Origin of the sequence: Bradyrhizobium sp. BRP56 (assembly GCF_020194035.1) — a bacterium.
Taxonomy (GTDB): Bacteria; Pseudomonadota; Alphaproteobacteria; order Rhizobiales; family Xanthobacteraceae; genus Bradyrhizobium; species Bradyrhizobium australafricanum.
The window spans coordinates 40040-66608 of record NZ_JADYVV010000024.1; the positions used below are offsets into that span (position 1 = coordinate 40040).

General features: G+C 64.3%; 35 protein-coding genes and 1 riboswitch. Of the genes, 7 read left to right on the plus strand and 28 right to left on the minus strand.

What is annotated here, in order from left to right; all coding sequences use genetic code 11:
- Positions 1-13: 13 nt before the first annotated feature.
- The 3 genes from I6F38_RS18380 to I6F38_RS18390 all read right to left on the minus strand — a co-directional run bounded on the left by I6F38_RS18380 (position 14) and on the right by I6F38_RS18390 (position 2043).
- Positions 14-940: a DMT family transporter gene (locus I6F38_RS18380; RefSeq protein WP_225161317.1), complete on the minus strand. Its 927-nt coding sequence runs from the start codon at positions 938-940 to the stop codon at positions 14-16.
- Positions 941-981: 41 nt separating this feature from the next.
- Positions 982-1662, minus strand: a complete 681-nt coding sequence (locus tag I6F38_RS18385; RefSeq protein WP_225161318.1) for a transglutaminase family protein — start codon at positions 1660-1662, stop codon at positions 982-984.
- Positions 1663-1821: 159 nt separating this feature from the next.
- Positions 1822-2043: a hypothetical protein gene (locus I6F38_RS18390; RefSeq protein WP_225161319.1), complete on the minus strand. Its 222-nt coding sequence runs from the start codon at positions 2041-2043 to the stop codon at positions 1822-1824.
- A 202-nt stretch (positions 2044-2245) separates the two neighbouring features.
- Here I6F38_RS18390 and I6F38_RS18395 point away from each other — a divergent pair, with 202 nt between their 5' ends.
- A complete protein-coding gene (locus I6F38_RS18395) occupies positions 2246-2500 on the plus strand; it encodes a hypothetical protein (RefSeq protein WP_092086578.1) in 255 nt (84 codons plus the stop codon).
- Between the two features lie 187 nt (positions 2501-2687).
- On the opposite strand, the gene crcB is transcribed toward I6F38_RS18395, so the two are convergent.
- A complete protein-coding gene (crcB, locus tag I6F38_RS18400) occupies positions 2688-3074 on the minus strand; it encodes a fluoride efflux transporter CrcB (protein WP_225161320.1) in 387 nt (128 codons plus the stop codon).
- Complete coding sequence (locus I6F38_RS18405; protein WP_225161321.1) at positions 3071-3244, minus strand: hypothetical protein; 174 nt, start codon at positions 3242-3244, stop codon at positions 3071-3073. Before I6F38_RS18405 ends, crcB begins: the two co-directional genes overlap by 4 nt.
- A gap of 68 nt (positions 3245-3312) precedes the next feature.
- Positions 3313-3373, minus strand: a riboswitch (Fluoride riboswitch).
- Between the two features lie 151 nt (positions 3374-3524).
- Here I6F38_RS18405 and I6F38_RS18410 point away from each other — a divergent pair.
- A complete protein-coding gene (locus tag I6F38_RS18410) occupies positions 3525-3992 on the plus strand; it encodes an energy transducer TonB (RefSeq protein WP_225161322.1) in 468 nt (155 codons plus the stop codon).
- Between the two features lie 22 nt (positions 3993-4014).
- Here the strand turns inward: I6F38_RS18410 and I6F38_RS44000 are convergent, their stop codons facing one another.
- The gene (locus I6F38_RS44000) at positions 4015-4137 is read right to left on the minus strand and encodes a hypothetical protein (RefSeq protein ID WP_276573497.1); all 123 of its coding nucleotides are present in this window, start codon (positions 4135-4137) and stop codon (positions 4015-4017) included.
- 37 nt (positions 4138-4174) lie between these two features.
- Positions 4175-4351 carry a hypothetical protein gene (locus I6F38_RS18415; protein WP_167350454.1) on the minus strand — a complete coding sequence of 59 codons (177 nt, stop codon included), beginning with the start codon at positions 4349-4351 and terminating at the stop codon, positions 4175-4177.
- Positions 4352-4530: 179 nt separating this feature from the next.
- Here I6F38_RS18415 and I6F38_RS18420 point away from each other — a divergent pair, with 179 nt between their 5' ends.
- Entirely contained in the window at positions 4531-4782 is a 252-nt protein-coding gene (locus I6F38_RS18420; protein WP_225161323.1) for a hypothetical protein, read from the plus strand.
- A gap of 26 nt (positions 4783-4808) precedes the next feature.
- On the opposite strand, the gene I6F38_RS18425 is transcribed toward I6F38_RS18420, so the two are convergent.
- The 3 genes from I6F38_RS18425 to I6F38_RS18435 form a co-directional block, all read right to left on the minus strand.
- On the minus strand, positions 4809-4949 hold the full coding sequence (locus tag I6F38_RS18425; protein ID WP_157347178.1) for a hypothetical protein: 141 nt from the start codon (positions 4947-4949) through the stop codon (positions 4809-4811).
- Between the two features lie 57 nt (positions 4950-5006).
- Positions 5007-5888 (minus strand): DMT family transporter, encoded by an 882-nt coding sequence (locus I6F38_RS18430; protein WP_225161324.1) that lies wholly within the window; start codon positions 5886-5888, stop codon positions 5007-5009.
- Positions 5889-5979: 91 nt separating this feature from the next.
- Positions 5980-6702 (minus strand): TetR/AcrR family transcriptional regulator, encoded by a 723-nt coding sequence (locus I6F38_RS18435; RefSeq protein ID WP_225161359.1) that lies wholly within the window; start codon positions 6700-6702, stop codon positions 5980-5982.
- Positions 6703-6817: 115 nt separating this feature from the next.
- On the opposite strand from I6F38_RS18435, the gene I6F38_RS18440 reads away from it, so the two are divergent.
- Entirely contained in the window at positions 6818-8029 is a 1212-nt protein-coding gene (locus I6F38_RS18440; RefSeq protein ID WP_225161325.1) for a cytochrome P450, read from the plus strand.
- Between the two features lie 81 nt (positions 8030-8110).
- Here the strand turns inward: I6F38_RS18440 and I6F38_RS18445 are convergent, their stop codons facing one another.
- Positions 8111-8923, minus strand: a complete 813-nt coding sequence (locus I6F38_RS18445) for a response regulator (RefSeq protein ID WP_016847263.1) — start codon at positions 8921-8923, stop codon at positions 8111-8113.
- Positions 8924-9193: 270 nt separating this feature from the next.
- On the opposite strand from I6F38_RS18445, the gene I6F38_RS18450 reads away from it, so the two are divergent.
- Together I6F38_RS18450 and I6F38_RS18455 are read left to right on the plus strand one after the other, a co-directional pair.
- Complete coding sequence (locus I6F38_RS18450; protein ID WP_018269610.1) at positions 9194-9397, plus strand: NepR family anti-sigma factor; 204 nt, start codon at positions 9194-9196, stop codon at positions 9395-9397.
- Positions 9397-9945: a sigma-70 family RNA polymerase sigma factor gene (locus tag I6F38_RS18455; RefSeq protein WP_016847265.1), complete on the plus strand. Its 549-nt coding sequence runs from the start codon at positions 9397-9399 to the stop codon at positions 9943-9945. Before I6F38_RS18450 ends, I6F38_RS18455 begins: the two co-directional genes overlap by 1 nt.
- Positions 9946-10028: 83 nt before the next feature.
- On the opposite strand, the gene I6F38_RS18460 is transcribed toward I6F38_RS18455, so the two are convergent.
- Positions 10029-12935, minus strand: coding sequence for an EAL domain-containing protein (locus I6F38_RS18460; protein WP_225161326.1), 2907 nt, complete (start codon positions 12933-12935; stop codon positions 10029-10031).
- A gap of 217 nt (positions 12936-13152) precedes the next feature.
- Here I6F38_RS18460 and I6F38_RS18465 point away from each other — a divergent pair, with 217 nt between their 5' ends.
- The gene (locus I6F38_RS18465) at positions 13153-13518 is read left to right on the plus strand and encodes a methylamine utilization protein (protein ID WP_028334698.1); all 366 of its coding nucleotides are present in this window, start codon (positions 13153-13155) and stop codon (positions 13516-13518) included.
- 20 nt (positions 13519-13538) lie between these two features.
- Here the strand turns inward: I6F38_RS18465 and I6F38_RS18470 are convergent, their stop codons facing one another.
- The 16 genes from I6F38_RS18470 to urtD form a co-directional block, all read right to left on the minus strand.
- Entirely contained in the window at positions 13539-14522 is a 984-nt protein-coding gene (locus tag I6F38_RS18470) for a hypothetical protein (protein WP_092086697.1), read from the minus strand.
- Positions 14523-15026: 504 nt separating this feature from the next.
- On the minus strand, positions 15027-16055 hold the full coding sequence (locus I6F38_RS18475; RefSeq protein WP_225161327.1) for a cytochrome c peroxidase: 1029 nt from the start codon (positions 16053-16055) through the stop codon (positions 15027-15029).
- 179 nt (positions 16056-16234) lie between these two features.
- Positions 16235-17896 carry an HWE histidine kinase domain-containing protein gene (locus I6F38_RS18480; protein WP_225161328.1) on the minus strand — a complete coding sequence of 554 codons (1662 nt, stop codon included), beginning with the start codon at positions 17894-17896 and terminating at the stop codon, positions 16235-16237.
- Between the two features lie 4 nt (positions 17897-17900).
- The gene (locus I6F38_RS18485) at positions 17901-18155 is read right to left on the minus strand and encodes a hypothetical protein (protein ID WP_225161329.1); all 255 of its coding nucleotides are present in this window, start codon (positions 18153-18155) and stop codon (positions 17901-17903) included.
- Positions 18156-18296: 141 nt separating this feature from the next.
- A complete protein-coding gene (ureG, locus tag I6F38_RS18490) occupies positions 18297-18935 on the minus strand; it encodes an urease accessory protein UreG (RefSeq protein WP_028334695.1) in 639 nt (212 codons plus the stop codon).
- 183 nt (positions 18936-19118) lie between these two features.
- The gene (locus tag I6F38_RS18495; RefSeq protein ID WP_225161360.1) at positions 19119-19856 is read right to left on the minus strand and encodes an urease accessory protein UreF; all 738 of its coding nucleotides are present in this window, start codon (positions 19854-19856) and stop codon (positions 19119-19121) included.
- Positions 19837-20454 carry an urease accessory protein UreE gene (locus tag I6F38_RS18500; RefSeq protein ID WP_225161330.1) on the minus strand — a complete coding sequence of 206 codons (618 nt, stop codon included), beginning with the start codon at positions 20452-20454 and terminating at the stop codon, positions 19837-19839. The genes I6F38_RS18495 and I6F38_RS18500 overlap by 20 nt, the downstream gene beginning before the upstream one ends.
- A 7-nt stretch (positions 20455-20461) precedes the next feature.
- Positions 20462-20761, minus strand: coding sequence for a putative quinol monooxygenase (locus I6F38_RS18505; protein ID WP_028342270.1), 300 nt, complete (start codon positions 20759-20761; stop codon positions 20462-20464).
- A gap of 24 nt (positions 20762-20785) precedes the next feature.
- Complete coding sequence (locus I6F38_RS18510) at positions 20786-21085, minus strand: putative quinol monooxygenase (RefSeq protein ID WP_024581875.1); 300 nt, start codon at positions 21083-21085, stop codon at positions 20786-20788.
- Between the two features lie 111 nt (positions 21086-21196).
- Entirely contained in the window at positions 21197-22912 is a 1716-nt protein-coding gene (gene ureC, locus I6F38_RS18515; RefSeq protein ID WP_225161331.1) for an urease subunit alpha, read from the minus strand.
- Between the two features lies 1 nt (position 22913).
- On the minus strand, positions 22914-23468 hold the full coding sequence (locus tag I6F38_RS18520) for an HD domain-containing protein (RefSeq protein WP_225161332.1): 555 nt from the start codon (positions 23466-23468) through the stop codon (positions 22914-22916).
- A gap of 4 nt (positions 23469-23472) precedes the next feature.
- Complete coding sequence (locus tag I6F38_RS18525) at positions 23473-23778, minus strand: urease subunit beta (protein ID WP_139480290.1); 306 nt, start codon at positions 23776-23778, stop codon at positions 23473-23475.
- 110 nt (positions 23779-23888) lie between these two features.
- The gene (locus I6F38_RS18530; RefSeq protein ID WP_028334687.1) at positions 23889-24191 is read right to left on the minus strand and encodes an urease subunit gamma; all 303 of its coding nucleotides are present in this window, start codon (positions 24189-24191) and stop codon (positions 23889-23891) included.
- A 28-nt stretch (positions 24192-24219) separates the two neighbouring features.
- Positions 24220-25056 carry an urease accessory protein UreD gene (locus I6F38_RS18535; protein WP_225161333.1) on the minus strand — a complete coding sequence of 279 codons (837 nt, stop codon included), beginning with the start codon at positions 25054-25056 and terminating at the stop codon, positions 24220-24222.
- Positions 25057-25105: 49 nt separating this feature from the next.
- Positions 25106-25801, minus strand: a complete 696-nt coding sequence (gene urtE / locus I6F38_RS18540) for an urea ABC transporter ATP-binding subunit UrtE (RefSeq protein WP_057016124.1) — start codon at positions 25799-25801, stop codon at positions 25106-25108.
- Between the two features lie 4 nt (positions 25802-25805).
- Complete coding sequence (gene urtD, locus I6F38_RS18545; protein WP_016842654.1) at positions 25806-26567, minus strand: urea ABC transporter ATP-binding protein UrtD; 762 nt, start codon at positions 26565-26567, stop codon at positions 25806-25808.
- Positions 26568-26569: the final 2 nt, after the last annotated feature.

Sequence of the window (26569 nt, forward strand, 5' to 3'; positions counted from 1 at the left end):
CAAGGAACTGGATCTATTTGCGCAGGCTCGCCCAGACGCCGCCGAGGATCAAAAGGCCGCCAACCAGATGGATCAGCTTCGGCGGCTCGCCAAGGATGATCCAGGACAGCAGCGCGCTCGCGATCGGTGCGACGTAGAGCACCAGCGAGCTCCGCACCGAGCCGAATCTCGCGCCGAGCCGGGCGAAGCCGGCATAGGCCATCAGGCCGGGCACGAGGCCGGCGAAGACATAGGCCTCGAACGCCCGGGTGTTGAACACCTCCGCCGGCATGGCCCACATCTCCCGGAGCGCCGGCGGCAGCGAGCACAGCGCGCCGGCCGCCGAGAACAGGCTGACCCGCGCCAGCAGCGAAGCGCGCGGCGCGACGCGCGACTGCAGCAGCGTGTAGCCGGACCAGCCGAGCATCGCGCATACCACCAGGAGATCGCCCCAGGCCGCGCTCGATTGCGTCAGCGTTTCCAGATGACCGCCCGAGACGATCAGGAGCGCGCCGCCGAGCGCCAGCGCCGTGCCGAGCCATTGCAGCGGACCGATATGCTCGATGCCGAGCGCCGCCGAGATCAGCAGCACCATGATCGGCGACAGCGCGAAGATCAGCGCGATGTGGATCGCCGTGGTCGTGATGCCGGCGATGTAGACCGGGCCGCCGCACAGGAACATGCCGAGGAAGCCGGCGGCGAAGATCGGCCAGAGGTTCTGCGCCAGCGGGATCTTTCCGTCGCGGATCGCTGCGATCGCAAACGGCGCGAGGCCGATGGCGATGATGCTCCAGCGAAAGAAGGCCAGCGAGAACGGCGGCACCGAGCCGGCAAGCCCGCGCGCCAGAACCTGGTTGGAGGCCTGCCCGACCGCGACCAGGATGAAGCCGGTCAGCGCGACCGCGTCCTCCCAGCCTTTGGCGGGGCGGCTGACCTGCGCTTTCGGCGGTTCCGCATCCATGACACCGCCCCCTGCCGGCGCGCGATCGGCTCACACGTCCGCTACTGCTCGGCCGCCTCGCGCTCCATGTCGCGGCCGGCGAGATCCTCGCCCTGCATGTTGGCGTATTCGCGCGCCATCTCGCGCATCAGGAATTTGGCGGGGACGTCGTGATAGCTGCCGTGGTCGTTGACATACTGCATGTAGGCGCGCCCTTCGCCGTCGAAGGGATGCAGCAGCGCGTCGGCGTGGCCGTCGAAATCGAGCGGCTTGACGCCGAGCTTGGCGCACAGCGTGTCGTTGAAAGTCGGGGTCGCCTTGCGCCAGGCGCCATCGACGAACACGTCGGTGAAGCCGTGCCAGGTGAACAGGTCCGAGCCCATGCTCTGGCGCAGCTTCTCGGTGGTGAGATGGTTGCGCACATCGGCAAAGCCGACGCGCGCCGGGATGCCGTGGACCCGGCAGGCCGCGGCATAGAGCGCCGCCTTGCCGACGCAATAGCCGTTGCCGGCGGCGAGCACGCTGGAGGCCCGGTAGCTCTCGGGCGAGCGCATGCTGACATAGGGGTTGTAGCGGATGCCGTCGCGCACCGCGGTGTAGAGCCGGCGCGCCTTGTCGCGCGCGCTGGCGTCAGACGGAACGGCGGCGCGGGCGAACGCCTCGACGGCGGGATGGTCGCTGTCGACATATTCGCCAGGGTCGGTGTAGAGGCGGCTGATCGTATCGGGGAGATGCTCGGTCATGGCACAAGCTTAGCAAGCCATGTGGGCAGTTCAATGCAGCACGTGCAGCCCGTCCCGCAGCCCTGCCCCGCTCCGATTGAATCGAAACGGGGGCCTGGATTTCAGTTTTGACACGCGTTTTCTTCACGCGAACCGGTGCCCACGTCGCTCGAAAACGCGCTAGTTCTTGAAGTGTTCGTCCAACTGCGGCGGCGGGTAGCTGCGCCGCCTCGCCTTGAAATATTCACGTGCGAAATGGATGCCGATCCCGATCAGAAACGGCGGCGCAAGCGCGGAGGCGATCATCAGCGCGGTGATCGACTTCGGCGTCAGAATGTCCAGCACCATCGACGCCAGCAGCCACAGCGTGGCAGCAATCACCGCGACGTCGACGTGCTTCATTCCCCGGTCTTCCCTTGGTTCCTGGCTGCCATCCGGGTTCCATCCTACCGGCTGGTCCCGGACGCGCCAAGGATTCCGGGCGGCAGACGGTACCTCCGGCCCTTCACTTTTTTGGAACGGCGCTTGCGCCGGCCACGTTGGTGCAGAAGTCCTGGATCCAGGATCAAATCTTGATCCGGATCAGCCGAGCACGGAGGCCGCGATGGGCAACTCCAGTGACATCCACAGCGGCGTCGACCATCCCGCCAGCCGGAACGGCGTCAACGATCCCGTCGACGGCGTCGATGTGAAGCGAACCTTCAACGACAACCAGACGCCGCACGAACGTGCGCAATGGGCCGCCGATGTGCGTGCCGACGCCTCGCCTCGGCGGGGCGAACCGTTCCTGCCCGAAGCGCTGCGACGGCCGCCAACCGCACCGCTCAATCCACGCACCGGCCGCCGCGCGACTGATTAGCGCCTAGCGAGACTGGTATATCCATTCGTCAATTTCGCCCCGTCATCCTGAGGTGCGAGCCTTGCGGCGCAATTGCGCCGCTGGGCGAGCCTCGAAGGATGTACGGCCACTAGCCTGGCCGTGCATCCTTCGAGACGCGCGTTCCGCGCTCCTCAGGATGACGGAAAAGCGACCGCTTAGCTGACCATCAAGTCGTGAACGCCCGCACCAGCAGCAGGCCGCCGAACAGCGCGAGAATCGAAAGCGCAACGGAGGCTGCCATGTAGGCGCCGGCCGGCCATAGCTCGCCCCGCTGCATCAGCACGATCGCATCGAGCGAGAAGGTCGAGAAGGTGGTGAAGCCGCCGCAAATGCCGACGGTGAGAAACACCCGCATCGCCTGGCTGGAATTCCAGCTCAGCGCAAACGCCTCCGCGAAGACGCCGATCAGGAATGAACCCACGATATTGATCACCAGCGTGCCCCAGGGAAATTCCGTGCCGACCAGGCGCCCGGCGCCGATCGCCACCAGATAGCGCGCGACCGATCCCAGCGAACCGCCGATCGCGACCGCCGCCAACACCTGAACGTTCAATGCTCCACCTTTCCGGCTCGCCATTCGACGAAGCCCGCCACCAACCCAAGCACGAAGGTCGCGGCCACCAGTTCGCCTGGCGCGCCGACCAGCAGGGCGACGACACCGACGAGCCAGATCGACCCGACCAGCGACAATGCGATTGAGAGTGAACCAGGAAGACCCGTCATGCGCTGTCCCTTCTCATTCGCGGGACACGGCGGGTCGGCGGTGGCGCATGCTCCTACCGACGCTGTCGCGCCCGGTAGGAGTCATCAGCCTTACGGCGGTTATCGGGGGACTCCATCCCCATCAACGTGGCGATGCTACGGTGCACGGCGGATGCGGGCAAGCTGTTTTCGGGAGCAGATGCTTGATTGATCTCCGGCGCATAACGAGTTGTACGCCTTGCAATCAACCAAAGCGCGAATAGAATGAATTGCTGATTATGAAAGTGGACCAATTCGCTAGATGTTGAGACGGCTTGTTGTTTGTATTGCTTTGCTCGTTGCTGCCACAGCTCCCGCAATCGCTGAGGACAGTGCAGCCCCGCAGGTCACCCCTTCAGTCGCGGCATGGAAGCAGGATATCTCCATCCGTCTGCGCCTGGCCCGGCGTTATCCACCGACACTCGCGCGTGGGCAGGGTGGCACCGCTACAGTCGCCTTCAGGATCGACCGCGCAGGTCATCTCGTGTCGAGTTGGCTTATCGAGAGCAGCGGTATCCCTGTGATAGACGCAGAGGCATTGGCAATCGTTGAACGGGCTCAACCCTTTGCTGCGTTGCCCGCGGATGTGAGAGACGATACTGCCGTTCTGACTGTGCCGTTCAATTTCGGAGCGATGCCGGCGCCCTCCTTGACGGAAAGCAATCCGGTTCCGCCACGGGACGATCCCGCCCTCAAGGCAAAGCTGAATTCAATCTGCCGCGGATGCTGAGCGACCTGCACGGCGCGGCCGCTCACGCCTGTTGCGACAGCATCGCGTTCAGCTCGACGGCTGTTCGCAGTTGCTCGATGCGCGCGACAATCTGCTCGCGCTCGGCTCCGCGCGGCAATTGCGCGAGCTGGCTTTCAAGTCGCACGCGATGTTCCTCGAGGCGCTGCTCGAATGTGTGGGGTTCAGATCGCTTCCGCTTTTGAATCGTCCTCTGCATTATCGACCTTTGGCGGTTGAAGACCGGGGCTGTTGGCCCAGCGGTCCAGTTGCTCGATGACTTTCGCGTGGCTCGGGCGCCGCGGTTTCGGGGCTTCCGGCTCCTCGGACAGCTTGCGGGGAAGCTTGACGTGGTTGGCCATGGCATCTCTCCACCGACATAACGAGATGGGCAGCCGGATCGTTCCTTTATTTTTTATCTAAGTTATTGATTTCATTTGATAATTCTACTAAATTGGCGTTTTTATCTCAACCGATGGAACCCCAGGCGAGTTTGGCAGTTTAGCAAATTACTCAACAAGCTAAGTCTGGGTGTTTTGCGATGAATGAGCTTCGCGCTGAACGGCTTCAGGTCATGCTGTCGCCAGAGGAGTTGGCAGCCCTCGACGATTTCCGCTTCAAGCACCGCATGCCGACCCGCGCCGCGGCGGTCCGCGAGCTGCTCAAGCTCGGTCTGGCCGAAGGTGGCACCGATGGGGCGGCAGGAGTGAAATCGAGCGACTACGGGGTGTTCAACCGGGGGCCGGATGGACATACCCAGAGCGATGCGCCGCAAGAGGCGCAAGAGGATTGACGGCGCGTTGGCGCTGACGTCGCGGTTCAGCCTGCGGCGAACAGGTCGACAATCGCCTTCAGGCTGCAGACCACGAGGGCCGACGTGAACATCGCCGTGCCGAGATCTGCGAGATAAAGCAGTTGCGCCCTCTGCTCCGCATCAAGCCGCGCGATCGCCTTGCGCATGGCCAAGCTCCCTTTTCGGGAGAACGCGATGCACCGATGTCCGTTCCCTGCCTCGCATCAGGCTCGCTGCAGCGCCAGCGTCACGCCGCCGAGCGTCAGTGCCATGGCGCCGATCTCGCGCAGGCCCAGCGGCTCACCAAGAATGATCGCGGCCGACACCACGCCGATGACCGGCACCAGCAGCATGCCCGTTGACGCCGAGGTCGGCGGCAGGCGGCGCAGCGTCTCGAACCAGGTGAGATAGCAGATGCCCATCGGCATCAGCGTCATGTAGGCAAAGCAGCCGAGGCCGAGCGGCGTGATCGCGGCGTAATTCGGATGCTCGAAGAGGATGCCGAGCAGGAGCATCACGAGGCAGCCGATGCCGACCTGCCAGGCCACCACCGCGAGCGGCGGCATCGGCAGCGGCTTGCGATTCAGCACGTTGCCGAGCGCGAACAGGATGGCGCAGGCGAGCGCCAGCGCGATACCGGTGAGCTTGTCGGCGCTGAACGCAAAGCCATTGCCGCCGAGCAGGAGCGCAACGCCGGCGACGCCGAGCACCAGCGCCGCGAGGTCGCGCAATGTCGGGCGGCTGTGCAGCAGCGGCCAGGCAAACAGCATCGCCCAGATCGGCATGGTGTAGGCGAGCAGCGCGCCCTCGCCGACCGTGACGAATTTCATCGCGATGGTGCCAAAGCCCATCCAGGCGAAGACATTGGTGAAGGAGGCAAACAGCAGCCGCGGGATCGCCTCGCGCGGCACGGCGAGCGACTGTCCGCGGGCCAGCGCCAGCGTGGCCAGGATCACCGCCGCGCAGGTGCCGGCAAGCCCACGGGCGAACAGCGGCGGCCATTGCTGCAGCAACAGCTTCATCAGCGGCCAGTTCAGGGCCCAGCCGAAGGCCGTCACCACCAGGCAGAGAAAGCCCACCGTTCGATCGCGCTGCGTCGTATCCATGGGCCGCGCTTAGCAGGCGAACGCACGGGATTCCACATCGCTTCGCGTATGAGGGGCGCGGCGCGTATGCGGGGACGCGCGGCACGCTCCGTCAGGCGAAGGTGCCGATCGTGATCCGCGGCCAGCCGTCGTTTTTCCGAGCGGCGGCAAGCCTGGCCGTCCAGGCATCGATCAGGCTTGCGATGAGCAGGCGGCCGGTGCCGCGCATGTCGGGCAGTTTCATGGTCGGCGTGCCGAGCGTGAGCGCGATCACGCCGTGGGTTGCCGCCAGCAGCGCGGTTGCGAGCCGCTGCGGCAGGCCAGGCGCCGGCTCGGCGCCATGTGCCGCCAGATATTCCCGCACCGAGATCACGAACAATTCGTAGCTGCGGCGCGCAATCTCGGTCTCGCCGAAATAGACACCGTCGGGAAAACGGCGGTCCTCGATCGTACCGGACATCGAGAACAGTGAGCGGAAGTGATCGGGATTGTCGGCCCAGTAATCGAGATAGGTTTCCATCACGCGCCGCAGCCGCAGATCGCTGTCGGCCGTCTCCGCGCGGACCCGCTCGAGGCGTTCGGCGACCGCCTCGAGATTCTGCTGCTTCACCGCGAGCAGCAGCAGCAGCTTGGTCGGGTAATATTTGAGGACGGTGCCTTTCGAATAGCCGATCGCGTCGGCGATCTTCTGGATCGATACGGTCTCCAGCGTGCCGGCGGCGAACTCCTTGCGCGCGGTCTTAAGGATCAGCGCCTTCAGCGTCTCCTTGTCGGCCTCCTGGCGCGCCCTGCGCTGAAAGCGCCGTGCGCCTTTGGCTCGCTCCACGATCGACATCCCCATCTGCCTCGCGCCTCCATGCCGCGCACCCGCCCCGATGGCAACCCCGCCCTTGCAATATGCAAGTTAATTGACTATGGTCAATTAACTCATGACAAGACGGGAGGATCCGATGAGCCCCCTTGCGAGCCCCTTTGCCGGCGAAATGGTCCGCAGCGATTTCGATCCGTTCAGCGCGGCGACGCGGGCCGATCCCTACGGCACCTATGCGGAGCTGCGTGCCGCGGCGCCGGTCATCCGCCTGACCAGATACGACATCTGGGCGGTGCCGCGCTTTGCCGAGGTCAAGACGATCTTCGGGGACCATGTCAATTTCAGCAACGCCGGCGGCGCGGGACTTGCGAACCACTTCAAGGAAAAGCCGTGGCGGCCGCCAAGCATCGTGCTGGAAGCCGATCCGCCGCTGCACACCCGAACCCGTGCGGTGCTGGCGCGGATCCTCTCGCCCGGCGCGATGCGGCGGCTTGCCGACGATTTCAAGTCAACGGCGACGCGGCTGATCGACGGGCTGGTCGAGCGCGGATCGTTTGACGCCATCAGGGACATCGCCGAGGTGTTTCCGGTCAGCGTGTTTCCCGACGCGCTCGGCATCGACCAGGAGGGCCGCGAGAACTTCCTGACCTATGGCGCGATGGTGTTCGCCGGCTTCGGGCCCGAGAACGACTATTTTCGCGATTTGATGCAGCAGGCGCCCCGCGTGCTGCCCTGGGTAGCGGCGCGCTGCCAGCGCGAGGCGCTGCGCCCGGGCAGCTTTGGCGCGCAGGTCTATGAGGCGGCCGACGCCGGGGAGATCAGCGCGGAGGAAGCGCCATTGCTGGTGCGTTCGCTGCTCTCGGCCGGGCTCGACACCACGATCAGCGCGATCGGCATGGCGCTGTACACGCTTGCGCGCCATCCCGGGCAATGGTCGCTGCTTGCGGAAGATCCGTCGTTGTCGCGCGCGGCATTCGACGAGACGCTGCGCTTCGATTCACCGGCGCCGTTCGTGTTCCGCACCACGCCGCATGACACCGAGATTGCAGGCGTCGGGATCGGCAAGCACGAGAAGGTGCTGCTGCTGCTCGCCTCCGCCAACCGCGACGAGACGCGCTGGGAGCATGCCGACCAATTCGACGTCAGACGGCGGCTCTCCGGACACATGGGCTTCGGCGTCGGCATCCACGGCTGCGTCGGGCAGATGGTGGCGCGGCTGGAAGCCGAGGCCGTGATCGCAGCGCTCGCCAGCAGCGTCAAACGGCTCGAGATTGCAGGCCCCACAGCCTTCCGCGACAGCTCGGGCCTGCGGGCACTCAGCACAATGCCGGTCCGCGTGACGCCGAAGTAACGTCGGATCGAAGGCTCAAAAAAAAGCCGGCGCACCTTTCGGCACGCCGGTCTGGATTTTGCTCCCTTGCGTAAACTCAGATCATGCCGATGCCGCGCGCGGCGTGCGGTTGCGCGAGTTGCGCTGGAAGAACAGCGCCTGGCTCGCCACCGCCGACACCATCGCCGGCTGGAACGGCTTGGAGATCAGGAATGCCGGCTCCGGCCGCTCGCCGGTCAGGAAGCGCTCGGGATAGGCGGTGATGAACACCACCGGCACCTCGAAGGTCCGCAGCAACTCGTTCACGGCATCGAGGCCCGACGAGCCGTCGGCGAGCTGGATGTCGGCGAGGATCAGGCCGGGCTTCTTGTTCTTGGCAAGCGCCACCGCGTCGGAATGCGTGCGGGCAACGCCGATGACGTTGTGACCGAGATTCTTCACCAGGCTCTCGAGGTCCATGGCGATGAAGGTCTCGTCCTCAATGATCAGGACGTCGGTGGCGATCTCGGCGGCCATCTCGCGGCCGGCGGCATCGGTGAGCTTCCGCGTCTCGGCGATATCGGTGCCGAGAATGTAGCCGACCTCCTCTTCCGAGAAGCCCTCCAGCGACAGCAGCAGGAAGGCCTGGCGCGGCAGCGGCGTGATGTTCGACAGCCGCCGCTCCGGCGGCAGCGACAGCGTCGCCACGTCGGCATTGTCGTTGTTGTTCACCGACACCGAATTCCAGATCTGGGTGAACAGCCGAAACAGGCCGGCGCGCGGCCCGTGGGTCTGATCCAGCAACGATCCATCCTGCAACAGGGCCTCGAGCATGGCCCCGACATAGGCGTCCCCCGACGCCTGATTTCCGGTCAGTGCGCGAGCGTAACGGCGCAACAGCGGAAGGTGTTCGGCAACGATCTGCGATCGGGACATTCCCACTCCATCCTTGTTCGTGAGGCCTGGCGGCCTGAAACCCGTTGTCTGGGGGCGGCAGAATCCAGTTCTGGGACGACCCCGGTTCCCCTGCATGGCCGACTACGCGCGAAAGCCGAAAAAGTTCCGCGAAATAGTTCCAACATTCCGGAACTTTCTGCGCAACTTTGCATTAGCTCCTGACCGACGAGGCAACGCGGCCAGCCTCTTTTTTCGAGGAAACGACTTGGAAATCAGAGACTTAACTCCCGGGGAAGCGTGGATCACATCATGAAGGAAGTAAAGAAGCAGGGCGGTCTCAACGCCGAGATTCAATCGAGAATCGGCCACCAGCTTCGCGCCATGTACGATGACGTGGTGCGACAGGGCGTACCCGACCGCTTTGCGGAGCTGATCCGCAAACTCGACGGGCCGGAGGCTGCGGCGGCTGCCGTCGCCGGGGGCGATACCGACAAGAACAATGGAGGGGACTAATGCCTCTCACGAATGAACTTCGCGACGATATCCTTGCGTCGGTCCCGAGCCTGCGCGCGTTCGCGATCTCGCTGTCCGGTAATGGTGACCGCGCCGACGATCTGGTGCAGGAGACCCTGCTGCGCGCGATCGCCAACATCGACTCGTTCCAGCCCGGCTCGAACCTCCCCGCGTGGCTGTTCACCATCCTGCGCAACCTGTTTCGCTCCGACTACCGGAAGCGGCGCCGCGAGGTCGAGGATGCCGAGGGCAATTATGCCAAGACGCTGAAGAGCCAGCCTTCGCAGGCGGCGCATCTGGAGTTCGAGGAATTCCGCGCCGCGCTCGAAAAGCTGCCGCAGGACCAGCGCGAGGCACTGATTTTGGTCGGCGCATCCGGCTTCTCCTACGAGGATGCCGCGGCAATCTGCGGCTGCGCGGTCGGTACCATCAAGAGCCGCGTCAACCGCGCGCGATCGAAGCTCTCCGCGCTGCTCTATGTCGACAGCGCCGAGGATTTCGGCCCCGACAACACCGTGCGCGCCGTGATCGGCGGCAATGGCGGCTAAGCGCGACCACGGCGATAAATAGGAAAAGGCGGCCGCGGGCCGCCTTTTTCATGTTGGCCTGCAAGGCCACGCTCAGCGCGCCGTCAGCTGGCCATCGCCTTGACGGACGCCGGCTTGAAGCCGTTTCTCAACTCGAGGATCTTGGCTGCGATTTCGGTCACCGGGACCGGGTGACTGAACAGGAAGCCCTGCGCCTCGTTGCAGCCTTCGGCCCGCATATGATCCAGCTGCTCGACGGTCTCGATGCCCTCCGCGATCGTGGTCATGCCGAGGCTTCTGCCGAGGCTGATGACGGCGCGGACGATCGATTTCGATCCATGCGTCGCGGTCGCATCGCGCACGAAGGATTTGTCGATCTTGAGCTTGTCGAAGGGGAAGCTGCGCAGATAGCTCAGCGAGGAATAGCCGGTACCGAAATCATCCAGCGCGATGCGCACTCCTTGCGCCTTCAGCTTGTGCAGCGTTGCAAGCGTCTCGTTGCTGTTCGCGAGAAAGACGGATTCGGTGATTTCGAGCTCCAGCCGGCGCGGCGACAATTTTGACGTCGCGAGCGCGCCGACGACGACGTCGGTGAAGTCGGCATCGCGAAACTGGACCGCCGAGACGTTGACCGCGAGCTTCATCTCGCTTGGCCAGGTCGTCGCCTGTTCGCAGGCGCGATTGAGCACCCATTCTCCCAGCGGGCCGATCAGGCCGATCTCTTCCGCGATCGGGATGAACTGGTCCGGCGGCACCAGCCCGCGCTTGGGGTGATGCCAGCGCAGCAACGCCTCGAAGCCGCAGATGCGGTCGAGATGGAGATCGTAGAGCGGCTGGTAGAACAACGAGAACTCGTCCTTGACCATCGCCTCGCGAAGGTCGAGCTCGATGGCCCGACGCCGCTGCAGGCTGGCGTCCATCGCAGGCTCGAAGAAGCGCCAGGTGCCGCGGCCTTCCATCTTGGCGCGGTACAAAGCGACGTCAGCGTTCTTCAGCAGCTTCTCGCCGGTGGTGCCGTCACCCGGCGACATCGAGATGCCGACGCTGCATCCGACGACGACGCGATGCCCGTTCAGCTCGTACGGCGCACCCACGCATTCCACGATGCGGCGCGCGAGGCGTTCGGCCTCGTCTCCGCCCTGAACACCGCACTGGATGACCGCGAACTCGTCGCCGCCCAAACGCGCGACGGTGTCGACCTCACGGACGCAGGCGTTGAGCCGGTCCGCGACCGCGCACAGCAATTCGTCGCCGACCGGATGCCCGAGCGTGTCGTTGACCTGCTTGAAATTATCGAGATCGAGGCAGAACACCGCGAAGCCGAGTCCGCGGCCGACCTGCGCAACCGCCAGCTCGATCCGCTCGGCCAGCAACGTCCGGTTCGGCAGCTTGGTCAGGGCATCGTGCCGGGCCATGAACGCGATCTGCGATTCCGCCCGTTGCTGTTCGGTGACGTCCTCGCAGGTGACGAGCCAGCCGCCATCGGATGTCGGCCGTTGCGCGATCGCAATGATCCGTCCATCGCTGAGATGTTGCAGATAGTTGCCGTCGTGCTGGGCCATCGACCGCTCGCGCTCCGCTAGCAGGTCGGTGACGGTCCGCTCGCCGTGATTGCCCGCGGCGATGCTCAGGTCGAGCACCTCTTCCATGGTCATTCCGGGAACGACAAGCTCCGGCGATATATCGAAGATCTCGCAGAACCGGCGGTTGGCGACCTGCAGCCGCGCCTCGCTGTTGTAGAGGCACAACCCTTGCGACATGTGCGTGAGCGCCGCGTCGAGCCGCAGATTGGTTTCATGCAGCTCGGCCTTCTGCTGCTTCAGCGCGGAGATGTCGCTGTAGACGAGGACGACGCCGCCCTCCTGCGTCTCGCTGCGGCTGACGCGCAGCCAGCGTCCATCCGCAAGCTGCGCCTCGCTCGCAAAGCCATCGATGTCACCGTCGGCAGGCGCCAGCCTGGCGGCATCGAGCGGATTCGACTGCAGAAGCTGCGGCGAGAGACGGATGAATTCACTCGCGCGCGAGTTGGCCAGTGCCACCTGGCCATCCGCGTCGAGCAGCACGACGCCCTCACGCGACGTTTCGAGCGCATCGGAAAGCCGTGCCTGCGCCGAGCGGCGTTGCGATACTTCTTGATTGACCATCCGCCGGATGTTGTCGCGCATCGTTTCCATGGCGGTCAGAAGCGTGCCAAGCTCGTCGGTCCCGCCCTTGGGGATGGTCGCGTCGAGGTCGCCGCCGGCGATGCTTCGCGCGGCCCGCGATGCGATCGCGACCGGTCCGATGATGCGGCGCGCCAGCAGCCACGAAAACAAGGCGGACAGAAACAGCGCGATGGTCAGCCCAGCGACGTTGAGCTGCAGGTCCCGCTTGATCGTCGAGAGCGCCTTTTGCCTGAACAGGAAGCCATCGCCGGCCGTATAATTGACCAGCAGCTCGACCTGCTGACTGACGATCTTGGAGTAGCGATCGACATCGCCGACCGTCGCACCTGGTGCGCGCGGATCGGCCGCCGCGCTGCCCTCCGTGGACGATCCGATCGCGCGCCGGTGCAGCGCCATCCAGGCGTCGGCGGCTTCCTGAACCCTTGCGGCGGCCTGCGCTGCGCGCGAGGATTGCGACCGATCGGCAGCAATCGCCAGGTCTTCCGAGAGCGTCTTCCCGAGCTTTTCAATCTGGCCATCGAGATTGGCGCGAATCTCCGGATCCGTGGTCAGCAGGCGTTGCGACGAGGCGACCCGCATCGCGGCGAAATCCGCACCGGCCGCGCGTGCATAGTTGATCGACATCAGGGATTCGTCGAACGTCTTGGCCACCAGATCGCCGGCATGTCGGATGCCGAGGATGGAGTACCCGCCGAGGGCGACCGCAACGGCGCTCATCGCAAGGCAAAAAATCAGAATCTGGCTGCGGATCGAACCCTTGGTCAAGGCAAGACGCGAAAGGCGGCCGGTTGCGAACCGAAAGGCCGCACCGCTCTTTACCTTGAGGTTGCCAAATAGGCTGTCCATGCCCGCGTTTCGCCGTAGTGCTCGATACTCAAGCTACGCAGAAACGCGCAGCACTGCGGAAAATAACTGTCTGCTCAAAATTGCTTTAGTAGTGACTGGAACTCATGCTGAAATCGTTAAGATCAGCTGGCGATAATCACCCTTACAGGTGATCCGGGAGCCACATTTGCAGCCCGGGATAGCCGATATTTGGTGTTCGAGGTTCAGCGGGGGTCTCATGCAGTCAGGCTTGTTGCGCGCCTTGCGCCTGGGCCAGTTCGGCCGCGTGCCGTTTGCGGCGGCGATCGTCACTGGAGCGCTTATTGGTGCAGCTTTGGGCGCAGCCCCTTATGTCATCTCGCAGAAGGATCGTGAATTCAAACCCGCGCAGATCTCGATCAAGCGGGGTGAGGTTTTACGATTCGTTAACGATGACGGCGAACTGCTGCATCACGCTTATTTGAGCACTGATACGTTCAGCTTCGACTCGGGCGACCAGCAGCCGGGCAGCAAGTTCGACGTCACCTTCTCGGTGCCCGGCGACTACACCGTGCTGTGCGGCATTCACCCGAAGATGAAGCTCGCCGTCCACGTCGCCAAATAGCCGCCCCAGGCGGCGGCGATCTAGAGGACCGACGTCTTGAAGATCGCGGCGTGGCCGAAATAGTAGACGAACAAGGTCACCGACAGCGCGGCACAGAGCGCGACCGGGGCGAGCCACGGCGCACGACGGTCGCGCGACAACACCTTGTTGTCGGCGACAATCGCAAGCAGGACAGCGATGATCGCCGAGTGTCCGATCGTGTCGATCTTGCCGAATTCGAAGCACGCGCTGATGAACATCCCCGTCAGCACGGTGGCGGCGCAGCGCCGGATCAGCGGCGTCCAGATCAAGGCAAAGGCAAGCGTGAATTCCACCATGCCGGCGGCGCGCATGTAGAACTCGTTGTCGAAGCCCAGCGTCATCGCGGAATGCTCGATCAGCAGCGGGAAGCTCCACTCCGGATAGGCCCATTTTTCAACCGAGGCCCACATCAACGTCACCGCGGCGGCGTAGCGCATCACGTCGATCGGCCGGACTCCGAACAAATCCTTGTTCAGCCCAACCAGTGCAAAATAGGCGGCAACACCGAGAAAGATCGGATAATCGGCGAGGTGAAAGAGACCGTAATCGCGCACACCGATCCCGAACAGGACCACCATCCCCGCCGCCGACAGCGGCAGCGTGCGTCGTGACAGCATCCCGGCAGCGATCGCAAGCTGCAACGCGCCGACATACGGCGACGTCGTCTTCAACTCGGGCGTCAGCAGGATGCCGCCCACGGCCCAGATCGAGATGAAGAAGAACCCGCACACGGCGCGCATCATCAATTCGGTGCGCAGCCGCAGTCCCTCGGTGACGCGGTCCATGACCCGGATCGTGGCGTCACCCAGCGAGGTGGGCTCGATCAGGCAACCGGCAAACAGCCAGAAGATGGCGACACCGAGCAGCAGCTCGAAATCCAGGCAAAGGACATTCTCGAGTCCGCGGGGCTGGCCGGCGACATCGTAGGCACAAAACCATTTGACATGTGCCTCGGCACTGCGCGCGGCGACGACACAAAACAGAACCGCTGCAAGGCACGTGGCGAAAAAGGAGCGCACCGCCGAGACGGTATCTCGCGCCCATCCACTAAACATTGAACCAACCGCCCACACACTAAAGGACTTGTTTAACTTATATCAAATTTTAAGCTTTGCGCCTGCCGGGACACCCCGTGGTTGCATTGTGGTTAATCGTGGCGGGCGAGCCCCCGGCCTGTCCCTTAGTGCAGTCTTTACAGCCGGTTGCCTCAAATTTTAGCTAATTCCGGCACGGGAGCTCAATTCAACTGTCGTAGTGAAATCCGGACAAATCGGATCGGGAGGCCGGTACAGTGTTCGGAGCGTTGAGCGTCGTAAGTATCGGGGTGGGGTCGGCCCTCGCCTATGTGACAAGATCGTCCGCTGCGCGCACAGCGACCCTCGAGACCTGCGCGGGCGCATTCGTGATCGTGGGGCTCGGCCTCCTGGGCGCGGCGCTGCCGCACCTGTCCTGAAACGAACCTCGTTCTGAACCGCGTTGAGCCGAGGTCAGCGCGGCAGTTTGGGGACGCCTGCCACCGGCGGGGCCGTTGCGGTCAGGGTTTGCAGGAAGGCGATGAGGTCGTTCTTCTCGTCTGCCGTCAGGGACAGCGGCTTGATGTCGGGCGATCGGCTCGGCCGATCGATCCCACCCTTGTTGTAAAGCTCGATGACATCTTCCAGCGTCGCCACCGATCCGTCGTGCATATAGGGCGCGCGACGCGCGACGTCGCGCAATGTCGGCGTCTTGAACGCATATTTCAGCTTCGCCGAGGTCGGAAAGAAACGACCGCGCCCGATGTCATGGCCCTTGGCGGTGCCGATATCCTGGAAGGATCCGTCGGAAAACGACGGGCCGCTGTGGCAAGCCGAGCAACGCGCTTTGCCGTTGAAAAGCTCAAAGCCGTGCTGGGCTGATTTGCTGATGGCGGTGTCGTCGCCCTTGATCCAACGGTCGAACGGAGCCTCGCCTGCAACGATGGAGCGCTCGAAGGTCGCCAACGACGCCTCGATCCTCGGCCGCGTGATCGCACCGTCTCCGAATGCGTGGGCGAAGGCATCGACATAGCCGGGGATCGCCGAAAGTCGCGCGATCAATTCCGGCTCGGTCATGTTCAGGTTCGCCGGACTGAGGATCGGCCCGAACGCAACGGATTCCAGATCCCTGAACTTGCCGTCCCATCCCAGCGGCTCGAAGAAGGCCACATCGATCAATGTCGGCGAGCGGATCGGCAGGCCCTTGGGATCCTCACCGATGGCGCGCGGAAGGCCATCGGCCCATGAAAGGGATGGCCTGTGGCAACTCGCGCAGGAGTGTGTCTTTGACCTCGACAGCAGCGGATCGAAGAACAGCAGTTGCCCAAGCGCGGATTTCGCCTCCGAATAGGGATTGCTGCTCGGGAACGGAACGACGTCCGGCCTCCGATAGCTGGCACGGATTGTCGCAGGGTCGCCGGGCGCCGCTGCCGGAGTCAAGGCAAGCGACAGCCCTACCGGCAAAACTGCCGCGAGCAAGGTCAGGCTGACCCAAAGCCTCATCGGGGTCCTCAGACGGTATCCTGCTCGGTATATGCCCAAGCATGTTCAACGAAGTTTTAACAATCGGTTGCGGTCTATTACTGATAGCGGGCATTGGTCACGATGACGCCGGCGCATGCTTGCGCGCGTGATTTCGATCAATCCGCGCGTCGGCCTGAACACACAACCTGAGGCAGCCGCTACTTCTTCACCGGGCGCAGCGGCGCGGAGAACTGCTCGGTGCGGTCGCGCTCGGTCATGTCGACGACGGTGTCCATCGGCGCGGTCAGTTCATAGACATAGGAGACGTCGGTGAAGTAGCGCTTCGCGGTGCCGCCGAGCGCCTCGGGCGCGACGCGGTCGAGCAGGATCAGGCCGAAATCACTGTCGGCTCGCCGCGTCGCCTGGCTGGTGTTGAACTCTTCCCAGCGGAAATGAAAGACCAAGTCCGCATCCTCGCCGACGACCTCCCAATTGGCGACGATGTGCGGGTGCTTGCCGACCAGCGACAGCCCTTCGTCGGAATGCGAGGCGAGCTCGAAGAACAGCAGCGACAGCGATTGGGCGGCGCGGGCGCTGACCGTGATGTCGGGACCGTTCACCGCGATCCGGTCGGCATGCGGGATCGCGCGCGATTCGAACAGGCCCTTCAGCTTGACGCCCTGCCACTGGCTCTCGCTGAGCAGCGTGACCACGTTCGACATCGCGTGGATGCGCCCGATCAAGAGCTCGCGCGCGACATCGATATCGGCGCCGTGCCGCAGCGTGCGGGTCACGATCGACTGGATCACCGCGAGGATGTTCTTGACGCGATGGTTGAGCTCGTCGATCACGGCGGTCAACCGGCGCTCGAAGCCGATGCGGACCTCGATCTCGCGGCTGAGGCGCAAATTGTTGTAGGCGACATAGCCGAACAGGCCGCAGACGATGCCGGTCAGCGCGAGGCCGATCGCCGCGACGATGGTCGCGGTCTGCTGCGCACGCACCGTGGCGTTGCTCTTGGCGTAATAGTCGAGCGACCAGTCACGGCCGCCGAACGTCACCGTGCGCACCATCGACGGCAGCGGGCCGTCCTGGCGCACCGCGCGCGAGGTGACGATGCCCTGCTCGTTGGCGGTGAACTCGTCGTTGGAGTCGCGCGGATCCTTCAACGCCACCGCGAACAGCGAGCTGTCGTCGTTGGTCAGCATCAGCGACGACAGCTCATAGGAGAAGGTGATGAAGCCGGCCGGCTCGGATGCGCCCTCCTGGAACACCGGCGCGGCGAGCACGACCCCGACCGGGCCGTTCTGCCGCAACAGTGGCACCGGGTCGGAGGCCACGGGCTTGGCGTTGGCCATCGCTCGCGCCAGCATCGGGCCCACCACCGAGTGGCGGTCGAAGGCGCGGCCTGGAATGCTCAAGGTCTCCGGATTGCGCGGCTCGACGTCCATCAACACGTTGATCGGCTTGTCGAGCGCCTTGAGGTCGAGCGCCTGGTCGTCGAAATCCCGGATGGTCGGATTGGTGAAGCCGTTGGCCTTCAGCTCGGCCTCCGCCGCGGCCAGCTCGTCCGGCTTGAGCCGCGCGATCCAGGCGGCGACGACGAAATCGGTCTTGAAGGCGTAGATCGCCGAGCGCAGCGGCTGCAGCATGTTGGCCTTCACCATCGACGGCGCCCGGAACAGCCCCGAGGCGACCCGCGCCAGCAGCTCGCGCTCGGTCAGGCGGTCCTGCACCAGGCTGGCATGGACGTCGATCGCCCGCGCCAGCGCGATGCCGTCGATCGCGAGCTCCTGATCGTGCACCCGATAGGCGGCAAGACCGGAGAGCAGAACTCCGATCAGCGCAATCAAGGCAACGATGAAGCCCAGTCGAACCACACGCTTACTCGGCAATCAGGGGGTGGCGAAAGGGGACGGAAGTCATCTGGCTTCTGCAAGGGCGGCGACAAATCAGGATGCGATGAAAGCCCGCCGCAAAGGAATATGGAATAGCGATCATCGGTCCGCAACAGGAGCCGGTCGGCAGCATTAACGACGACGCCACCCGGCGGTCTTTGGCGGCGCCAAAGGTTGCTAATCGGCAAAGTTGGAAATTGTTCCGGCGATTGCGCAGCTTTTTTGCGGCGGCCAGCGACATCCAGCCAAGTGCCTCACCGTCATCCTGAGGAGCGCGCAGCGCGTCTCGAAGGATGAACGGCCCACCGGTGGCCGTTCATCCTTCGAGGCTCGCTCCTCAGGATGACGGGGATAAGGGTTCGCACCGCCACAATGATTAACGTCAGCCTGCCTTGACCTTGCCCTGCGACCGAAGGCCGCCCTTGGTCTCGATGAAGCTGATGATGCGATCGAGGCCGTCGCTCTTCTTCAGGTTGGTCATCACGAAGGGCCGCTCGCCGCGCATCCGCCTGGCGTCGGTGTCCATCTTCTCGAGCGACGCACCGACATGGGGTGCGAGATCGATCTTGTTGATCACCAGGAGGTCGGATCGCGTGATGCCGGGGCCGCCCTTGGAGGGGATCTTGTCGCCGGCGGCAACGTCGATGACGTAGATCGTCAGATCGGCCAATTCCGGCGAGAAGGTCGCCGCCAGATTGTCGCCGCCGGATTCGATCAGCACCAGATCGAGGTCGGGGAATTTTGCCCGCATGTCGGCGACCGCGGCGAGATTCATCGAAGCGTCCTCGCGGATCGCGGTATGCGGGCAGCCGCCGGTCTCGACACCGGCGATGCGGTCCGGCGTCAGCGAACCGGAGCGCACCAGAAACTCGGCATCCCATTTGGTGTAAATGTCGTTGGTGATCGCGGCGATGTCGTAGCGCTCGCGCATCGACTTGCAGAGCAGGTCCATCAGCGCGGTCTTGCCGGAGCCGACCGGACCGCCGACGCCGACGCGAAGTGGGCCGTGGGAAGTGGGCATATCAATCCATCCATCGTCGTCCCGGCGAAGGCCGGGACCCATTACCACCGAACTGAATTGGTGCGACGCGCTGGGGCCACAGCCCTGCACAACCACAGAAGCCTGTGGTTATGGGTCCCGGCCTTCGCCGGGACGACGGCTGAGGACGCGAACGCGGAACCAGCATCGTCGCTTCACTGCGCCTCATGACCGGAACAGCCTCGTGTATTGCGTCTCGTGACACAGGCTAGCGAGATCGGCGCGAAAGGTCGCGCCGCCGAGATCGTCGAGCGAGGCCGCATTGGCCCGCGCCGCGGTTGCTGCCACGACCGGCTCGAGATCGGCCAGCACGCGCTGACTGGCGGTCTGCCCGAGCGGGATCAGCCGGCTGCCCGCGGAAATCCAGTTGGAGGTCACTGCATGCAGGAAGGCGTGCAGCACAGGCGGAAGCCGAATGCCGTGCGCGGCGCTGACGATGCCGACCGCCACGGGGTAGACGACAGGGCCGTCGCAAGCCGCAATCATCGCGTCGAGGCCGGGCGAATTCCACGCGGCACGGGCAATCTCGATGAAAGCGCGCCCCTGCGTCGTGGTCTCGAGCTGCCGCTCGCGCGACGGCACGAAGGCCGCGGCGAGCTCGGCGACCTCCTCCAGCCCGGCATGATTGGGCTGCAACGCCGCACGAAAACTCTGCGCGAGAAACACAGCGTCGCAAAATCCGCTGCCGTCGGAAAGCATCGCGGCGAGCCAGCCGCGCAGCGACGCGGCATCCGTGATGTCGCCGGCCTCGACCGCCCATTCGATGCCGCTGGAATAGGCGAATGCCCCCACCGGAAAGGACGGCGACAGCCACGTCATCAGCCGGTACAGCGCGGCCGCCTCGTCCTCCGCCATCCCGCCGCGCAGCACGGCGGGATCAGGCTCATTTGTGGTCATGAGCATGGGAGTGATCGTGGTGATGATGAGCATGCTCGCAATGCTCATCATGATGATGGTGGTGATCATGGTCAGGCCCATGATCATGGCCATGGTGATGACCGTGATCATGCGCATGGCTGTCGGCATGATCGTGCCCGGTGTGACCATGCGCGTGCTCGTCGGCATGCGCATGCTCGGCATAGGCGCCGCCCTCGGGATCGAACGGTGCCTCGATCTCGATGACACGGGCCCCCAACCCCTTCACCATCGCCTCGATCACGTGATCCCTGCGGATGCGCAATCCCTTCGGCATGATCTGCGTCGGCAGATGGCGGTTGCCGAGATGCCAGGCGACGCGGATCAGATGATGCGGATCGCTGCCGCGGATTTCCGCCAGCGGCTCGGGAGCTGCGACCACCTCGACGAGGCGGCCGTCCTCCAGCACCAGGGCATCGCCGCCGCGCAGCGCGACGGCGTTTTCGAGATCAAGCAAGAATTCGAGCCCGCGCGTCCCTGACATCACCATCCGCCGCCGGTGCCGGTCGTCGAAATCGAGCACGACGGTATCGGCTGCCGCTTCCGTCCAGCGGTGCTGTCCCAGGACTTTGGTGGCGCGGATCATCGATGCCTCAGAGCTTCTCGACCTTGGCGTCGCTGATGATCTCGATCACCGTCGGCCCGGTCTTCATGTTAGCGGAATATTCGCGCCATACCTTCATGTGCGGCGCCCTGGCATGGCCGTTGAGATCTTCGCGGCTCTCCCAGCGCTCGACCACCACATAGAGGTTGGGATCGTTGACGCTGACATTGCCGTCATAGGAGATGCAACCCTTCTCCTTGCGGGTCTCGACCGTGCAGGCCTTGTGCCCCTTGATGAAGTCGTCCTTGTTCTCCGGCTTCATCGGCGTGGTGGCGATGACATAGATCATGCTGTTGCTCCCGTTCTTCTTATTCTAGCGGACGTCGACCTTCTCGGGCGTGATCACCTCGATCTTCGGCGGCGCGGCCATGCATTTCACCGCGACCCGGCCGAACGTCTTCATGTGCTCGGCGGTGCGATGCGGCACCAGCGCCTCCGCGTTCTCCCACTGCTCGACGAACACCATCTTGCTGTGGTCGGTGACGCTCTCATGCAAATCGTAGGCGATGTTGCCGGGCTCCTTGCGGGTTTCCTTGATGCAGGCCGTCGCGGCGGCGATGAATTCGGCGCGGGTCTCGGGCTTGATGGTCAGCGTAGCAACGACGTAAATCACGGAAATTCCTCCCGGTTTTCTGTTTTGGCTTGAGTCTTGTTTTGACGCGTTTTCTTTCCGCGAACCGGAAATCCACTTCGCTCGAAAACGCTCTGGTTACCGGGAGCGGTTTTAGAACATAAAATAGCGCTGTGCCATGGGCAGCACCTCGGCCGGCGCGCAGGTCAGCAGCTCGCCGTCTGCGCGTACCTCATAGGTCTCCGGATCGACCTCGATCTCGGGCGTCGCGTCGTTGTGGATCATGCTCTTCTTGGAGATCTTGCCGCGTGTGTTCTGCACCGCGTAGAGTTTCTTGGCTGTGCCGAGCTTGCGGGCGAGACCGCCGCTCGCAGCGGCCTTCGAGGTGAACACCACGGAGGAGGCGGTGAGCGACTTGCCGAAGGCGGCGAACATCGGCTGGTAATGCACCGGCTGCGGCGTCGGGATCGAGGCGTTGGGATCGCCCATCGGCGCCGCCACGATCGAGCCGCCCTTGATGATACAGTCCGGCTTGACGCCGAAGAACGCCGGCGACCACAGCACGAGGTCGGCGAGCTTGCCCTTCTCGACCGAACCGATCAGCTTCGACACGCCGTGCGCGATCGCGGGGTTGATGGTGTATTTGGCGATGTAGCGCTTGACGCGGAAATTGTCGTTGTCGTTGCCCTTGTCCTGCGGCAGCGACCCGCGCTGCTTCTTCATCTTGTCGGCGGTCTGCCAGGTGCGGATGATGACCTCACCCAACCGGCCCATCGCCTGCGAGTCCGACGACATCATCGAGAGCGCGCCGAGATCGTGCAGGATGTCCTCGGCGGCGATGGTCTCCTTGCGGATCCGGCTTTCGGCGAAGGCGAGGTCTTCGGCGATCGACGGATCGAGGTGATGGCACACCATCAGCATGTCGAGATGCTCGTCGATGGTGTTGCGGGTGAACGGCCTTGTCGGATTGGTGGAGGACGGCAGCACGTTCTTCAGGCCGGCAATTTTAATGATATCCGGCGCATGGCCGCCGCCGGCGCCTTCGGTATGGAAGGCATGGATGGTGCGGCCCTTGAACGCCTTGATTGTATCCTCCACGAAGCCGGATTCGTTCAGCGTGTCCGAATGCAGCATCACCTGGACGTCGTAATCGTCGGCCACCGAGAGACAGGTGTCGATCGCCGACGGCGTCGTGCCCCAGTCCTCGTGCAGCTTCAGCGCGCAGGCGCCGCCCTTGATCATCTCGACCAGCGCCGCCGGACGCGACGCGTTGCCCTTGCCCGAAATGCCGAGATTGACCGGGAAGGCGTCGAACGACTGGATCATCCGCCCCATATGCCACGGGCCGGGCGTGCAGGTGGTGGCGAAGGTGCCGTGCGAGGGGCCGGTGCCGCCCCCTAACATCGAGGTGACGCCAGACATCAGCGCGTGCTCGATCTGCTGCGGGCAGATGAAATGGATGTGGCTGTCGAAGCCGCCGGCGGTGAGGATCTTTCCTTCGCCGGCGATCACGTCGGTGCCGGGACCGATGATGATGGTGACATTGGGCTGGATGTCGGGATTACCGGCCTTGCCGATCGCCGCGATCATGCCCTCCTTGATCGCGACGTCGGCCTTCACGATTCCCCAGTGATCGACGATCAGCGCGTTGGTGATCACAGTATCGGCCGCGCCCTGCGCGTTGGTCACCTGCGACTGCCCCATGCCGTCGCGGATCACCTTGCCGCCGCCGAACTTCACCTCCTCGCCATAGGTGGTGAGATCCTTCTCGACCTCGATGATCAGATCGGTGTCGGCGAGCCGGACCCTGTCACCGGTGGTCGGACCGAACATGTCGGCATAGACGGAACGCTTGATCTTCACGGACATGTCAGCCCCCAGTTTCAGCCAGCGCGGCCTTGGCGCGCGCAATCGTGTCGTCGAAAATGCGGTCCAGCCGCGGATTGATGCCCCGGCAACCGGCAACGACCTTGTCGGCCCAGGCCGCATAGTCGGCGAGATCGTCGCGCTCGTCCTTGCTTGGGTGCGGCACGATCCGCGCGCCGATATTGCTGATCTTGTCGGCGGCCTTGATCAGCTTTGCACCAGGAGATTTGTGCGGAGCGTCCTCGATCTGCTTTTGCCGGCGGGCAGGCTTTGGCAGGCTCATGTCATCGGTGCACTCGACAACGAGATCGGCAATGCGCGCGGTGAACTTCTGCGCGAGCTCCTCGCGCGTGGTCTCGGTGTCCTCGATGGTGTCGTGCAGCCAGCCTGCCGCCACCAGTTCGGCGTCGGTGCCATCGGTCACCTGCGCGAGCAGGTTCGCGACCTCGGCAAGATGGTTGATGTAAGGCTCACTCCCCCGCCCCTTGCGCGCCATCCCGTTGTGACGGTGCGCGGCAAGCTCGGCAGCTTCGGAGACCATGCGGACAGCGGGAAGCATGGTGCTACAGCTTCCCCTTCACCTCGGCGCGAAAGCCGTAGATCACGCGCTTGCCGGCGAGTGCGACGAGTTGGACGTCGCGGGTCTGGCCGGGTTCGAAGCGGACGGCGGTGCCGGCCGCGATGTCGAGGCGCATGCCGCGGGCCTTCTTGCGGTCGAATTTCAGCGCCGGATTGGTTTCGAAGAAGTGGTAGTGCGAGCCGACCTGGATCGGACGGTCGCCGGTGTTGGCGACCGAGAGCGTCACGGTCTTGCGGCCGGCATTGAGCTCGATCTCGCCGTCCTTGATGAAGCGTTCGCCGGGGATCATTCGTCTCTCCTGTCATTCCGGGGCATGCGAAGCATGAACCCGAAATCTCGATCAACAATCTCTGGATTCCGGGTTCGGCCGCTCCGGCCGCCCCGGAATGACGCTCGTGGCTAGCGGATCGGCTCGTGCACGGTGACGAGCTTGGTGCCGTCGGGGAATGTCGCCTCGACCTGGATGTCGTGGATCATCTCCGGGATGCCATCCATCACCTGCGCGCGGGTCAGGACCTTGGCGCCGGCCTGCATCAGCTCGGCGACGGTGCGGCCGTCGCGCGCGCCCTCGACGATGAAGTCGGTAATCAACGCGACAGCTTCGGGATGGTTCAGCTTGACGCCGCGCTCGAGCCGGCGCCGCGCCACCATGGCCGCCATCGATACCAGGAGCTTGTCCTTTTCGCGGGGAGACAAATTCATGCGAGCACTCTGATCGTTCTCGAAAGGTTTAGTTGAGCCACAGCCGCGGCAGCGGGACCGTGGAGGCGCGGCCGAGCACCGTCATCATGTCGGCGCGCAGCCGGGCCGCATCTTGGGCACAGAAGCGGGCCATTGCAAAGCCATTCCAAGCGGAGATGCCGACCTCGCCGCCGAAGCTTTCCGACGCCTCGCGGATGCGCTCGACCAGGGCTTCGTCGCCCGGCACGATCAGCGCCGTGCCGATCGCGCAGCCGCCGCCCGCGATCGCGGGTTGCGCGAGCTTCTCGCCGATCTCGCCGTCGAGCCTGACGGTCTCGGCAAACACCAACCTGCCGCCACGCCGCATCCGCCAGCGATCGACAAATTCGCCGTGGCGCATGGTCTCGCCCATCGCGGCGCGGCCGAACACCACGATCTCGCAGAGCAGGAGCGAGGCACCCTCGGCAAGGTCGATGTCGAAGCCGCGGTGAATGCGGGCACGATCGAACAGGATGGTTTCCTGCGGCAGCCAGGCGAGATGCGCGCCTGCGGCAACGGTCAGCGCGATGTCGAGCCGTGCCGCCGCTGCCGGTGCACGGTAGACTTTCTCAGCCGCCGCGGTGGTCAGCGTCAAACGCGCGCCCTCGCCGGCCGCGATCGCGATCTCGAAGCGGTCCCCGCCGGCAATGCCGCCGGCGGTGTTGACGAACATGGCCGAGAGACCGTCGTCCTCCGGCGATGGGAAGCGGACGCGCAGCGAGCCGGACTCATGCAGGTCGCCGCGGCGGGTGGCGCCGTCTTTCAGATGCACGCCGAACCTGACAGCACCCTGGGCGCGGTTTGCCGCAAACGTCGCCGCTGCCGCGCCTGCGATCCCGGTCCGCATTCCCCCGACGCTCCCTTCGCGCGCCACAACAGGCGGCGTCACATCCTGTTCACAGCGCCATCTGGCGGCTGATCTCGGCGGGATCGAGGCTTGCGCGGTCGCAGGCATATTTCACCGCACCCCGGTCCATCACGGCAAAACTGTCGCCGAGTTCGCAGGCAAAGTCGAGATATTGTTCGACCAGCACGATCGCGATGTTGCCGAGGTTGCGCAGATAGGAGATGGCGCGGCCGATATCCTTGATGATCGAGGGCTGGATGCCCTCGGTCGGCTCGTCGAGCAGCAGGAGCTTTGGCCGCATCACCAGCGCGCGGCCGATCGCAAGCTGCTGCTGCTGGCCGCCGGAAAGGTCGCCGCCGCGGCGGCCCAGCATGGTCTCCAACACCGGAAACAGCGAGAACACGTCGTTGGGAATGTTGCGGTCTTCGCGCTTGAGCGGACCGAAGCCGGTCTTGAGGTTCTCTTCCACCGTCAGCAGCGGAAAGATCTCGCGGCCCTGCGGCACGAAGCCGATGCCGCGCCGCGCCCGCTCATAGGGCTTTAGCGCGGTGATGTCCTTGCCGTCGAAATTGATCGTGCCGGAAGCGATCGGATACTGGCCGACCATGGCGCGCAGCAGCGAAGTCTTGCCGACGCCGTTGCGGCCGAGCACGCAGGTGACCTTGCCCGGCTCGGCGGTCAGCGACACGCCGCGCAGCGCCTGCGCCGCACCGTAATAGAGATTGATGTTGTCGATCTTCAGCATCGCGCTAGCGCCCCAGATACACTTCGACCACCCGCTCGTTCGACGACACCTGGTCGATCGAACCTTCGGCGAGCACCGAGCCCTCATGCAGGCAGGTCACCTTGACGCCGAGCTCGCGCACGAAGGTCATGTCGTGCTCGACCACCATGATGGTGTGGTTCCTGTTGATCTCCTTCAGGAGCTCCGCGGTCAGATGGGTCTCGACGTCGGTCATCCCTGCGACCGGCTCGTCGACCAGGAGCACTTTCGGGTCCTGCGCCAGCAGCATGCCGATTTCGAGCCACTGCTTCTGGCCGTGCGACAGGCTGCCGGCAAGGCGGTTGCGCGCATCGGTCAGGCGGATGGTCTCGAGCACCTTGTCGATACGCTCGGACTCGGCCTTGCTGCCGCGCCAGAACAGCGTGCCGCGCACGGAATGATCGACATTGAGCGCGAGCAGCAGATTGTCCTGCACGGTCTGGCTCTCGAACACCGTCGGCTTCTGGAATTTGCGGCCGATGCCGAGCTCGGCGATCCGGGTCTCGTCGAGCCGGGTCAGGTCGACTGTGCCGTCGAACAGCACAGTGCCCTCGTCCGGCTTGGTCTTGCCGGTGATGATGTCCATCATCGTGGTCTTGCCGGCGCCGTTCGGGCCGATGATGGCACGCATCTCGCCGGGCTCGAGCGCCAGCGACAGATTGTTGATGGCGTGGAAGCCGTCGAACGAGACATGCACGCCGTCGAGGTAGAGCATGGCCGAGGTGGCGCGGGTGTCCATGACGTTCATCT

Coding starts and splice junctions, on each gene's coding strand:
- I6F38_RS18380 (WP_225161317.1), bottom strand. CDS start 940: ATGGATGCGGAACCGCCGAAAGCGCAGGTCAGCCGCCCCGCCAAAGGC.
- I6F38_RS18385 (WP_225161318.1), bottom strand. CDS start 1,662: ATGACCGAGCATCTCCCCGATACGATCAGCCGCCTCTACACCGACCCT.
- I6F38_RS18390 (WP_225161319.1), bottom strand. CDS start 2,043: ATGAAGCACGTCGACGTCGCGGTGATTGCTGCCACGCTGTGGCTGCTG.
- I6F38_RS18395 (WP_092086578.1), top strand. CDS start 2,246: ATGGGCAACTCCAGTGACATCCACAGCGGCGTCGACCATCCCGCCAGC.
- I6F38_RS18405 (WP_225161321.1), bottom strand. CDS start 3,244: ATGACGGGTCTTCCTGGTTCACTCTCAATCGCATTGTCGCTGGTCGGG.
- I6F38_RS18410 (WP_225161322.1), top strand. CDS start 3,525: ATGTTGAGACGGCTTGTTGTTTGTATTGCTTTGCTCGTTGCTGCCACA.
- I6F38_RS18415 (WP_167350454.1), bottom strand. CDS start 4,351: ATGGCCAACCACGTCAAGCTTCCCCGCAAGCTGTCCGAGGAGCCGGAA.
- I6F38_RS18420 (WP_225161323.1), top strand. CDS start 4,531: ATGAATGAGCTTCGCGCTGAACGGCTTCAGGTCATGCTGTCGCCAGAG.
- I6F38_RS18425 (WP_157347178.1), bottom strand. CDS start 4,949: ATGCGCAAGGCGATCGCGCGGCTTGATGCGGAGCAGAGGGCGCAACTG.
- I6F38_RS18430 (WP_225161324.1), bottom strand. CDS start 5,888: ATGGATACGACGCAGCGCGATCGAACGGTGGGCTTTCTCTGCCTGGTG.
- I6F38_RS18435 (WP_225161359.1), bottom strand. CDS start 6,702: ATGTCGATCGTGGAGCGAGCCAAAGGCGCACGGCGCTTTCAGCGCAGG.
- I6F38_RS18440 (WP_225161325.1), top strand. CDS start 6,818: ATGAGCCCCCTTGCGAGCCCCTTTGCCGGCGAAATGGTCCGCAGCGAT.
- I6F38_RS18445 (WP_016847263.1), bottom strand. CDS start 8,923: ATGTCCCGATCGCAGATCGTTGCCGAACACCTTCCGCTGTTGCGCCGT.
- I6F38_RS18450 (WP_018269610.1), top strand. CDS start 9,194: ATGAAGGAAGTAAAGAAGCAGGGCGGTCTCAACGCCGAGATTCAATCG.
- I6F38_RS18455 (WP_016847265.1), top strand. CDS start 9,397: ATGCCTCTCACGAATGAACTTCGCGACGATATCCTTGCGTCGGTCCCG.
- I6F38_RS18460 (WP_225161326.1), bottom strand. CDS start 12,935: ATGGACAGCCTATTTGGCAACCTCAAGGTAAAGAGCGGTGCGGCCTTT.
- I6F38_RS18465 (WP_028334698.1), top strand. CDS start 13,153: ATGCAGTCAGGCTTGTTGCGCGCCTTGCGCCTGGGCCAGTTCGGCCGC.
- I6F38_RS18475 (WP_225161327.1), bottom strand. CDS start 16,055: ATGAGGCTTTGGGTCAGCCTGACCTTGCTCGCGGCAGTTTTGCCGGTA.
- I6F38_RS18485 (WP_225161329.1), bottom strand. CDS start 18,155: ATGTCGCTGGCCGCCGCAAAAAAGCTGCGCAATCGCCGGAACAATTTC.
- ureG (WP_028334695.1), bottom strand. CDS start 18,935: ATGCCCACTTCCCACGGCCCACTTCGCGTCGGCGTCGGCGGTCCGGTC.
- I6F38_RS18495 (WP_225161360.1), bottom strand. CDS start 19,856: ATGCTCATGACCACAAATGAGCCTGATCCCGCCGTGCTGCGCGGCGGG.
- I6F38_RS18500 (WP_225161330.1), bottom strand. CDS start 20,454: ATGATCCGCGCCACCAAAGTCCTGGGACAGCACCGCTGGACGGAAGCG.
- I6F38_RS18505 (WP_028342270.1), bottom strand. CDS start 20,761: ATGATCTATGTCATCGCCACCACGCCGATGAAGCCGGAGAACAAGGAC.
- ureC (WP_225161331.1), bottom strand. CDS start 22,912: ATGTCCGTGAAGATCAAGCGTTCCGTCTATGCCGACATGTTCGGTCCG.
- I6F38_RS18520 (WP_225161332.1), bottom strand. CDS start 23,468: ATGCTTCCCGCTGTCCGCATGGTCTCCGAAGCTGCCGAGCTTGCCGCG.
- I6F38_RS18525 (WP_139480290.1), bottom strand. CDS start 23,778: ATGATCCCCGGCGAACGCTTCATCAAGGACGGCGAGATCGAGCTCAAT.
- I6F38_RS18530 (WP_028334687.1), bottom strand. CDS start 24,191: ATGAATTTGTCTCCCCGCGAAAAGGACAAGCTCCTGGTATCGATGGCG.
- I6F38_RS18535 (WP_225161333.1), bottom strand. CDS start 25,056: ATGCGGACCGGGATCGCAGGCGCGGCAGCGGCGACGTTTGCGGCAAAC.
- urtE (WP_057016124.1), bottom strand. CDS start 25,801: ATGCTGAAGATCGACAACATCAATCTCTATTACGGTGCGGCGCAGGCG.
- urtD (WP_016842654.1), bottom strand. CDS start 26,567: ATGAACGTCATGGACACCCGCGCCACCTCGGCCATGCTCTACCTCGAC.